General features: G+C 36.4%; 7 protein-coding genes and 1 pseudogene. 2 read left to right on the top strand and 6 right to left on the bottom strand.

Annotation, left to right across the window (positions count from 1 at the left end; translation table 11 throughout):
* Positions 1–13 precede the first annotated feature (13 nt).
* The 6 genes from BMZ04_RS13250 to BMZ04_RS13225 all read right to left on the bottom strand — a co-directional run bounded on the left by BMZ04_RS13250 (position 14) and on the right by BMZ04_RS13225 (position 9,329).
* Positions 14–829 carry a carbohydrate ABC transporter permease gene (locus BMZ04_RS13250; protein WP_093271346.1) on the bottom strand — a complete coding sequence of 272 codons (816 nt, stop codon included), beginning with the start codon at positions 827–829 and terminating at the stop codon, positions 14–16.
* A complete protein-coding gene (locus BMZ04_RS13245) occupies positions 826–1,719 on the bottom strand; it encodes a carbohydrate ABC transporter permease (RefSeq protein ID WP_255367924.1) in 894 nt (297 codons plus the stop codon). The genes BMZ04_RS13250 and BMZ04_RS13245 overlap by 4 nt, the downstream gene beginning before the upstream one ends.
* Positions 1,720–1,763: 44 nt before the next feature.
* Positions 1,764–2,882: an ABC transporter ATP-binding protein gene (locus tag BMZ04_RS13240; RefSeq protein WP_093271343.1), complete on the bottom strand. Its 1,119-nt coding sequence runs from the start codon at positions 2,880–2,882 to the stop codon at positions 1,764–1,766.
* 438 nt (positions 2,883–3,320) lie between these two features.
* Positions 3,321–3,938 (bottom strand): hypothetical protein, encoded by a 618-nt coding sequence (locus tag BMZ04_RS13235; protein ID WP_093271340.1) that lies wholly within the window; start codon positions 3,936–3,938, stop codon positions 3,321–3,323.
* A 15-nt stretch (positions 3,939–3,953) separates the two neighbouring features.
* The gene (locus BMZ04_RS13230; RefSeq protein ID WP_093271785.1) at positions 3,954–5,132 is read right to left on the bottom strand and encodes a ParM/StbA family protein; all 1,179 of its coding nucleotides are present in this window, start codon (positions 5,130–5,132) and stop codon (positions 3,954–3,956) included.
* A gap of 1,035 nt (positions 5,133–6,167) precedes the next feature.
* Positions 6,168–9,329 (bottom strand): DEAD/DEAH box helicase, encoded by a 3,162-nt coding sequence (locus tag BMZ04_RS13225; RefSeq protein ID WP_093271336.1) that lies wholly within the window; start codon positions 9,327–9,329, stop codon positions 6,168–6,170.
* Between the two features lie 191 nt (positions 9,330–9,520).
* On the opposite strand from BMZ04_RS13225, the gene BMZ04_RS13220 reads away from it, so the two are divergent.
* Entirely contained in the window at positions 9,521–10,771 is a 1,251-nt protein-coding gene (locus BMZ04_RS13220) for a mechanosensitive ion channel family protein (protein ID WP_093271332.1), read from the top strand.
* 215 nt (positions 10,772–10,986) lie between these two features.
* Positions 10,987–11,374, top strand: a pseudogene (locus BMZ04_RS13215) (YsnF/AvaK domain-containing protein).
* Positions 11,375–11,579 lie beyond the last annotated feature (205 nt).

Here is an 11,579-nt window from a genome sequence, read left to right as displayed (position 1 = left end):
CCTTTTTGTTAGATTATTTTAAAGCACCTTCCGTTAATCCTTTTTGAAGCTTTTTCTGTCCGAAGAACAATAGAATTAATGTTGGAATAATAACAATGACAGCACCTGCCATTATGACACCCCATTCGTTTAATTGTTCCTGGGTTTGTAATTGTTTTAAGCCGATTTGTACAGTACGAACCTTATCATTTGTCGTCGAAAGTAGTGGCCATAAGTACATATTCCAAGAGGATAAAAATCCGTAAATACCCAATGTCACTAAACTAGCCCTGGATACCGGCAAAACGACGGTTAAATAATATTTAAAATCACCCATACCTGCAATTTGACTGGCTTCTCTCAACTCCTTTGGTATTTGTTTAAAGTTTTGCCTCAGCAAAAATGTACCAAAGGCTGTTGCAAAGAATGGTACCGCCAAGCCTGAATAAGTATCAATCCACCCTAAATCACGGATGATTTGAAAGTTAGGAATAATCGATGCTTCAAATGGCACCATCATCGTTGCGATAAATAAGTAAAATAATAAATCTCTTCCTTTAAACTCCAGAAAAACAAAAGCATAAGCAGCCAAACTAGATAAGACAAGTTGGCCAATCATAATTACAATTGAAACTACTAAACTATTAAATAAATACTGAAATAAAGGAAAGCGTTCGAATGCACGAACATAGTTATCTAAAGTAAATGTACTAGGCATACTACCGGTTAATATATCTTTATTGGTCATGAAGCTCATCACAATGGCCATAATCATGGGTCCTACTACAATAAGAGCTGAAAGGATCAGTATTACATATAAAATGACGCTTCGGCTTTTAGATATGGTCATTGATAGTGAACCTTCCTTTCCCCAAGCTTAAATTGCAATGCTGTCATCAATAAAATTAGGATAAATAATACAATTGCTTGAGCACTCGCGGATCCAAATTTATAATTCACAAAAGCTTCTCGATAAATCGAGTAAACGATTAAATTAGTTTCATTTATTGGACCGCCCTGTGTTAAGATATCGATTTGCCCAAAGGATTGAAAAGCATTAATAATCGTCACCGTAATTACAAAAAACATGGTCGGAGACAACATCGGAATAGTTACTCTTCTTAATTTGTATAAATATCCTGCACCTTCAATATCAGCACTTTCGTATAAAGATGAATCAATAGATTGCAAACCACCTAACAAAATTAAAAAAGTAAATCCAATATTCATCCAAATCGTAGTGATAGATACAGATAGGAGAGCCCATTTTGGGTCTGTTAGCCATCCAATTGCTTCAATCCCAAACGATCCTAATACTTGGTTAAGTAATCCCATTGATGGGTTAAATAAATACAACCAAAATACAGATGCAGCTGCAACAGATACTCCCATCGTTGAGGAATACATCGTTCGGAAAAAGCCAATCCCTTTCAGTTTTTCATTCGCAATAATAGAGAGAAATAAACTAATGATTACTGATGCAGGAACTGTATATAGAACAAACAAAAACGTTGACTTCATACTTTTTAGAAAAATCGGCGAGCTAAACATATTTATATAGTTTTCCAAACCAACAAATACAGTTGGATCTCCGTTAGCTTTCGTTAAAAAAAAGCTTAGATAAATAGTACGAAACATCGGATAAAATAAGAAAACGCTAAATAAAATAATGGATGGTAATAAAAAAGCCATACCTTTCATAAAGCTTTTGATTCGTTGTTTCTTTTTTACTGGCTCCATGTCAAATACAGTGGTTTCATTTATTTGAGCTGCGTTAGTCATGCTCATGTGGCAAAAACCTCTTGTTCTTTATCTTTCAGAGCAGATTGAATTAATTCGCCTGTTTCAGAATTAAAGAATAGTAGATTTTCCGGCAATATTTGTACAGGCACTTTTTGACCTACATGAATGGACCATTGCCCTGGCCACTTAGCCGTCCATAATTCTGACCCAACGTCAAATGCAATCGATGTTTCATTTCCTAATTGTTCCACATTGACCACTTCCAAAAAGTGATCTTTATTTTCATTTGTACCAGGCTTTAAATGCTCCGCCCGGATACCAATAGTTAACTGTTTATGTACGTGTATATCCTTTACAAATGCAGAATCAACCGGAATATGCAGTTGATTTTCAACAATTATTTCCTTGTTTTCTTTTGAAAATTTGGCTAGTCCTATATTCATCTTTGGAGAGCCTATAAAAGAAGCAACAAATAGATTTGTAGGTTCATTATAAAGAGTTATCGGTTTACCTACCTGTTGAATTTTCCCATCATTTAAAACCATTATTCTGTCACCCATTGTCATCGCTTCTACTTGATCATGAGTAACATATATTAATGTCATTCCTATTTTTTTTTGCAATCTACGAATTTGGATCCGCATATTAGCTCGAAGCTTGGCATCCAAGTTGGAAAGTGGCTCATCCATCAAACAAAGTGGCGCTTGACTGACAATAGTTCGTGCTAATGCAACACGTTGTCTTTGACCACCGGAAAGCTCTCTTGGTTTACGTTCTAACAATTCAGTTAGTCCCATCATTTCAGCCGCTTCTAATAATCTTCTTTGTCGTTCTTGTTTATCAACTTTTTTCGCCTTTAAACCAAAAAGAATATTCTCTTTCACTGATAAATGTGGATATAAGGCATAGTTTTGAAAAACCATTGATAAATTTCGATCCTTTGGTGGTATGTGATTCATCGATTTACCGTTAATTTTTAAAATGCCTCCAGAGATTTCTTCCAGTCCTGCAATCATTCTGAGTAATGTACTCTTTCCAGATCCAGAAGGACCAACAAGGACAAAGAACTCACCTTCTTCAATAGTTAAATTGATTTCGTCCAATACGTCTTGTTGTTTATCGTATGACTTCGAAATCCCAACTAACTCGATTTGACTCATACCCAGCCTCCTCTTTCTTAAATTTGGGCGCATAGTTATTAGAACATAAAGAATTATTTAAAATAGGAATTTTACAGACTTTTAACTAATATTTTACAAATCACGAGAAAATTAATGGATACTTTACAGTTTTTACATTTGTGGGGTTTAATAATACGAGGTATTTCGTTACCATTATAATGACTACAACTATAGTTCGTCTCAGTGTTTACCTGTGGATTTATGACACGGTGTTTAAAAAACATTAAAACATTCATGTTTATTTGAATAAACGGCAATGTTTCTAACATAGGTTCGCTTTAAGGAAAAATCTCTTTTTTTCATCCCCTTATCTATTTACACTTCCCCCCAAATCTCTCAAAAGTATAACCAAAGAAACCCCTGGAATAAGTGTCACTCATTCCAGGGGTTTCATAATTTATTTTATTTTTTCACTTATTACTTATTCATTCTCGAAAGAAAATCTCCAAGTAAATCATCTAAACTTTCGGTTTCGACATTCTCCTCTGAATCTTCTTCTGCGGACGTCTGCTCATGTTTTACTTGCTCCCAGTCAAAGTTCATCAAATCATCTTCTAATTCGTCAGCAAGAATTTCTTGTTGATTTTCCTCTTGTTCAGTCGATATATTAGTGTCAGTACTTGTATTTAATTCATCTTTTACATTTTCCGTCGGCTCAGTTTGTAAGTACAGGGCTTGGTCAATATCTAAAGCATTGCTGTTAAGAGAGGCAAGAATAGACATTGCCCGAACAGGATCTGACAACAAATGATAGACAATGTTTCCTAGCATAGCTTCTGAATGTGCGTGCTTTAGCCAGTTACGCTGTTCCTTGCTTAACTGTTTTGGCATCGGAATAGTTATTGTTTCTCTGTCCTTGGATAAAGAGTTACTTACACCATCCATAACAAACTCTGCTATTTTGCTAGAAAAGTTTCTTCTCTCTGTTTCTTTTAACTTTTGCATTTGCTTTAGAATGTGATCAGGAGTGTCAGATGGGAGACGAAATGTAATAGCTTGTCCCCTTTGAATACTAGAATTCCCCGATTTTTCCATGAAATCACCCTATTTTTATACTTTTTGTGTCGTTACCTCAGCTTTTTTTGTCTCTTTAGTATTCTTTCTTACAAAACTCGAAATTAGTTTAAGATAAGCATTCGCCATCATCCATATGCTCTCTTTTTCATCTTCAAAGAATTCGATATTATAGCCATTTAAGTTGTTATTTAGCGTTTTAATATAATCTTTTAATACGATTGACCCTCCGCCTACAAAATAGCAGATCTCTGTTTGCGAATTTTTTTGCCAAACATTACGTAAATGACGATATTCTTTCTTCGCTAAGTCTAAAAGAATTCGATCGGTAATATCATGAACGCTTGTACGGCTACCATTCACCATAATATGATTTCGGTCATTTTTTCTAGTGATGATATCTACAACATCTCTACGGCTATCTAATTCCACACCATGCTTTAATCTTATTTCTTCTCGAATGGACTCTAATGCTTCGGAAACACCTAGATTGAATCCCTGTGCTTTATCGTCGTCAACATTACGATTCTTAATGACTGCCACGTCAGTCGACAGGCCGCCAATATCTTGAATCAGGATAGCTTTGTCTACTAAATCTCTATTAATAATGTTTAAATCATTATCCATTACTAGGTTAATATAAGCCGCAAACCCTTCAGGATATATTTTAACTTCATCAAACTTAATATTTACTTTTAACCCTTGGTATTTAGGTGTTACTAAAAATTCAACTTGGTGAACCGATCCTAACAGCTGCGAACGATAGCCTACATCTTTTCCTTCTTTTACTTCACGAAGTGGCAGACCAGTACCTAGCGTATAGTTTGCATCAATTACATTATTATTCTTTTTAAATATGCTTGAGTTTTGTTCTCTAACTGCATCTAATGCTAAAGTAGCAAATAACATAACTAATGTTTGATCTTCCTCTGATTTGTTGCTACCAGGGTCTAATTCAGTTGCATTATCACTTTTTGTTGCTAAGCTACCAACACGATAAATTACATTGTTTTCGTTTAAGGCAGGGGAGTGTACTTTAATATGAATTCCTTCAATTGGATCCTTATCATTCAATTCCCCTATTCCTATTACCGGTCTGTCTTCTGTTGATACCGCAATTACATTGGGAATGTTTAGTTCATAATCCAATTTTCCAAATAAAGCTTTAACTGAGTCATTTCCTACATCGATTGCACAAATTCTTGAAGTGTTCATCCAATCCATCCCTTCTTCTATATGTTCTACCATTTAAAGGTTATCTTACAGACATTGCTCCGTCAATCCACCAAAAGTTGTATTCAAATTGTAAACATTCAATCTATTTTTGTATACAAACAATACAATTATGTATACTTGTAAACTTTATTGTACACATCTATATATAACGGGATGCATACGAGTTTGTATACAAGTTTACATTTATGTGTACACAATGTTTTCTTTTTGTATACTTGTATACGTTCGAAAAAATTCTCTATTAGTTAGTGAAAATAGGCTTTTCTATCTTTATTATTTGATGCTTCTACCTCCATAAAACTATTCTAAAACAATAGATAGTTATGAATATATATCCACATACTGAAGTTTTGACGATAAAAGTTTCATTTTCTAGTACAAGTACATGGAATTAGTTAGAGAATTAGTACCACTACTATATCTTCTTCAGAAACGTATTATCCAAAAAACAAAAGTGATATTATCAATAAGTAAAGGAATTTCCGGACAACAATTCGCGTTTAGTTACTCACTTGCTCTTATTTGCATTTAAAGTGCATTTTAAGGCCTCGGAACGAATTAGAACCTTTGGTATGGGAATTTAATTATAAAGGCTATAAAAGGGCATATTTTAAGTCAAATTAGTATAGGGTCATTAAAGATAACTATCAAATAGCCGGAAAAAGTATTAGTTTTTTCATGAAGCAGTCTGTCTGTCCAAAGGTCTCCGAAACAAATTAGTCTTTTGTCTTAAACAGGTGTTTGATCCTTTGTTATTTAAATAATCGACACCTGTATATAAATATAGGCATCGTGTTTAATAGAATTGCGCCCTTTACTAGTTAATTACTACACCCTTTATTGATTGTAGTGAAAGGCGGTGATGGCTCATCGCTCCCCCCGCGGAAAGCGTCCGCCTGTAACGGAATTCAGCGGTATCGTTTAAATGATATTCCATATACTTTGTTATCTAATAAAAAAATCCAAGATAAGCGATGCACGCTTAACTTGGATCATTCTTCGTATAAAAAGTTTCTATTCAATCATCAATATCTCTTTAATATCCTCTTCTGTCATAGTTGACAGTGTGTCCTCCCCCGAGTGAATAACTTCATCAATAAGGCTCTTCTTTTTGTGTTGCAGTTGAGTAATTTTCTCTTCGATGGTGCCCTTTGCTATTAAACGAATGATATGTACTTCGTTTTCTTGACCCATTCGGTGAGCACGGTCCGCAGCTTGCTGCTCCACGGCTGGATTCCACCACAGATCGTAAAGAATAACTGTATCTGCTCCAGTCAGATTCAATCCAGTCCCCCCTGCTTTTAACGAAATTAGAAATAGATTACCTTCTCCGTTATTAAATCGATCACATAATTCTACTCGTTCCTCCGATGGTGTTTGGCCATCTAAGTAGAAATATGGGTTTCCCTCACGTATAAGTTGGCCTCTAATGATGCCTAGCATCTGTGTAAACTGTGAAAAGATGAGCACTCGCCTACCCGATATTCGGCATTCCTCTAAGAGCTCCATCAACTGTTCAAATTTAGCTGAGCTACCCTTATAGCCTTCCACGAAAAGTGCTGGATGACAGCATAGCTGACGAAGTCTTGTTAATCCGGCCAATATTCTTATACGATTTCTTTGGAGATTACCTTTTTTCAAATGCTTCAATGCATCCTGTTTAAGTTCAGCTAAATAAGCTGCATATAACCTTTTTTGCTCCATTTGTAATTCGGAATACAGCATCGTTTCCGTCTTCTTTGGTAATTCCTTCAGTACTTCCTGTTTCATTCGGCGCAATATAAATGGACGTACTCGTTTCGCTATATTTTCACGGCTTAATTCACTAAAAGCTCTTCTACCAGGTAATAGCTCTGGAAAGACAATGTGGAATATGGACCACAGCTCGTCTAGTGCGTTCTCGATTGGCGTCCCTGTAAGTGCAAACCGGTACTCTGCTTGAATCATCTTCACCGCTTTTGCTGTTTTAGTCACGGGGTTTTTAAATGCCTGCGCTTCATCTGCGAACAACGTATGAAAATGACGATTTCGGTATAACTCTGTATCCATTCGAAGCGTTGGATACGAGGTAATTATTACATCAGCATCGGAAGTCCGTTTCCATAAACCACTTCTTTTGGTTTTATGGCCATCTACCACCTGTACTTGAATATGTGGAGTGAATTTTTCTAACTCATTCCTCCAATTGTATAGGAGAGATGCAGGGCATACGATTAGCACCGGTAAATTTCTTGCACGAATATCTGGAAGTGCAGATTCAATGAAAGCAATGCTTTGAAGCGTTTTACCAAGTCCCATGTCATCAGCAAGGATGCCTCCGAATTTATATTTTGCTAGTAGTTGGAACCATCGAAATCCTACTTTTTGATAATCTCTAAGGACCCCTTCTAAAGGGATCGGACCATCTAATTCTAAGTTTTCAGGATCGTGTAGAGTTTTCATTAGCTTTGCAAATTTTTCACCAGGCTCTACCATGTCGTTTTGCTCTAAGCTGTCGATCATTTGCATTCCTTTTATTAACGGAACACGGATCTCGTCTTCAATCGTATCCATTGTAATTCCCATATCGATAATAAAGCTAGATAACGCTTGGTATTCGGGTGTCTCAAGTGAAACTAAACTGCCACCCGGAATGCGGTAAAATTTTCGTTTTTCTTCAATAGAAGCCATCAATCGCTGGATTTCCTTTTCCGGAATATCTTTTAGATCGAACTTAAACTCTAGCCAATCTGTTCGCTCTTTTACTTCCACTCTCATCCTCGGACCTATATATCCTCTTTGTACACGCATTTTAACAGCTGTCGAAGCATAAATTTGCACCCATTTCTCCATATTTGGAAGTACATGATACAAAAATTGATATTCTGCTTCGTCATCGTATAAGTAAAATCCACCGGGTGTTTGGGTAAATGAATTTTCTAACAGTAAACCGATAATTTGTAGCTCCTTACTGCGCTGACGCCTAATCCCTGGATAATGTGAAAAAGAGTTGTCCGTTTCCTCACATGGATTTATGACAAGATGCCCATAATGGAATTCCAAACCCACTAGTAATCGGTGCTTTACTCGGTCTAAGTACATCTTGACCCGAAGTGGAGTTTCCCCTAACCTTTTTGAAATAGATTCCGCAATATTTACATGCCCGAGCTTCATCAAGCCCGGTATAACTTTTTCCATGAAATGATCTATTTGGTTTTCTGAGATGACGAGGTGGTGTTTTCCGGACTCGTCCAGCATTGTTTTCAACTCTGCTAACCGGTTGCATTCTTCTTCGTGCAACTTGTACAATTCACCGTTTGAAAGTGCGTAGCCGTAAGCTTTTAAAACGATTATTTGATCGAGTCCTTTCACATTCAATTGGTAGTCAGTCATATTCCCTTCCTCAAATTCAAAGCTTAAAGAAAGCTCTTTTCCAATACAGACCCCATCATAAATCTGTCCACCTTGCATAAACCTTACTGCCGGTGCTTTTTCCAATAATGGAAGGATCTGCTCCCAATCCGATGCGGAAATAAGCAATAATCCATCTTGCAAGGCTGCTTTACTTTTCACTCGCTGGCTTTTCATTAGAAATTGAAGAACTCCATCTGTTTCTCTTGGAAAACTGAAGAGCTCCGGCGCATAGATCAAGCCCTGAGCATATTCAAACGGTTCTCTACTTTCCATTGCACTGAGAAACTTTGCTATATGGGAGACTGGATGTAGCGTCTGAGAACCAATTCTTAACTGGATTCCAAATGCATACTCCCCTTCTGTCTGATAGACGGGGCGGCATGTAAACTCCATATGAAACGTTTGTCTATTGTCAAAATGCAGTTGCTTACCAGTAGGAGTAGCAGATCTACTTTCGAATAAACTCAGCATCTTAGCTGCCAATTGATCCTCTACTTGCTGTTTCTCATCAATAGCGAGCAATACCGCTGCGATATGCTGACAGTATGTCTGTACAAAGCTTACTTGCGGGCATGTACAAGTAGCTACTATTTTTCCACCTGGAGCTACTTTTACTAGGACATCAAAATCATCCCCCGCCTTCACACTTGCTTCGATTACTGAGCTGCCTTTTTGAAAGGAGTGAAGGTTTACTTTATCCGTGTGAAAATAAGCCTTACCCTTTTTAAAAGCGGTAACGCCGCATAATTTTTTTATTTTTGTTTCATTCATCGAAAAGTTCATCTTGTAGTCCTTTCTCGATTACTGTTAGTTATGATTTTTATTTATCGCTATATTTGTTTATATGTTAGAATGTTTCCTCGCGAAGTGGCGAAGAAAGTGAAGATCACTTTTTTCTGATACAATAGAAACTTGTTACATTATGGGTTGCACACTATGATACCAACAATAATACATACAATGAGGTGAAATATATGAATTACATTACTAACCTACTTTTAAGTTTTGGGATGGATTCTACATTAGTCGGGTATCTTTCCATTATTATCATGCTTCTTTTAATAATGATTATCTGTATTGTAGCTAATTTTATCACGAAAAAGGTAGTAATCAGGCTAATTACTAAAATCGTGAATAATACTAAATTCAAATGGGATGATATGCTTTTGGAAAGGAAGGTTTTTCATAAGCTATCACATATAGTTCCCGCAATTATTATTTACTTCTTTGCCTCCACTTTTTCATCCTATGAAGATTTGATAAAAAACGGTGCGATGGCCTATTTAATAATTATGGGGTTAATCGTTATTAATAGCTCATTAAATGCAATGAATGATATCTATCAATCCTATGAAATATCTAAAATCAAGCCTATTAAAGGATATATTCAGGTGGTTAAAATTATTATCATAACGCTTGGGGTCATCCTGGTGATCGCGAGCCTGATAGGGAAGAGTCCACTTATTCTTCTAAGTGGAATTGGTGCTCTGTCCGCTGTCTTCATGTTGGTCTTTAAAGATTCGTTATTAGGACTTGTTGCAGGGATTCAGTTGTCGACTAATGATATGGTGCAAGTTGGTGACTGGATTGAAATGCCGAAATATGGGGCAGATGGAGACATTATTGATATCTCCCTAAATACAGTAAAAGTGCAAAACTTCGATAAAACGATTACGATGATTCCAAGTTATGCCCTAATATCCGATTCCTTTATCAATTGGCGAGGGATGCAAACCTCTGGAGGACGACGGATTAAGCGATCATTATTTATCGATACAAGTAGTATTTCATTTTGTACCGAGGAGATGATCAATAACTTTAAAAATATCCACTATCTTTCGGATTATATTACTCATAGAGAACGTGAAATTGCAGAGTACAATACGAGGAACAAAATAAACCAAAGTAATCCAGTGAACGGAAGGGCGCTTACGAATATCGGTGTATTTAGAGCTTATATTAGCAACTATATCCGAAATCATCCTGGGATCAATCAGGAAATGACCTTAATGGTTAGACAGTTAGCAACAACCGAACATGGGTTACCAATCGAAATATATGCATTTACAAATGATACGGCATGGGCCGTGTATGAAACGGTTCAAGCCGATATCTTTGACCATCTTTTCGCTGTAGCACCGGAGTTTGGCATTCAATTATTCCAAAATCCATCTGGGAATGATTTGAAAATTATGGCGGATAATTATTACGAGAAAGATATTTAATCAAAGATCAATCCATAAGGGTTGTTATAAAAACGAGCTAGTACTGAGTTTTCAGTACTAGCTCATTTTCATGTAGCTATACGTAAGTGATCAATTACAAATCTATGCCTCAGCGATTATTATTCTCATTAAATAGACTCTAAATAAGTTATCATCCCCCACCTTTTCATGAAGAGCGCTTAACAATCGACAAAGAACGTCAACTAGCAGGAGAAGTGAGCGTCGATAAACGTGTTGTTGAAGAAGTAGAGACTGTTGAAGTGCCTGTTGAACGAGAGGAATATTGAGAAACGTGCTGCCCTTGATGAGACTGCAGCAGGAGAATTAGTTGATGATGGAGAGAATATTCATATTCCAGTCATGGAAGAACGAGTGGAAGTGACAAAACGCCCTGTAGTAAGAGAAGAAATCGTTGTTGGCAAGACAAAAGTTAATACGGAAACTGTTAACGAAACAGTCCGTCGTGAAAAAGCAGATATCCATCGTAAGGATGATATTCCAAATGTATCTGATTCCACTTTAGAGAACGAAGCTTTGGATAATGACCCTTTAGAGGAAAATCGATTAAATCAAGACCCATTGAATAGAAATAAAAAATTCTAACCTGACAGTGCGACTAATAACTGCTGATTCACTCCATACATGTAACCCCAATCATTAATATGGTTGGGGTTCTTTATTTTGTATGCACCACCATAAGAGACAAGACACTTTATGTAGATGTGCTCTGGGATTACTTTAAACTGAACCAGCTTACACGACTACCGAGACTTTCTTTAAAGTTAATAGTCTGTGTTTAGAAGTTATA

Origin of the sequence: Psychrobacillus sp. OK032 (assembly GCF_900111345.1) — a bacterium.
Classification (GTDB): domain Bacteria; phylum Bacillota; class Bacilli; order Bacillales_A; family Planococcaceae; genus Psychrobacillus.
This window is presented reverse-complemented; position numbering and strand designations above follow the sequence as displayed.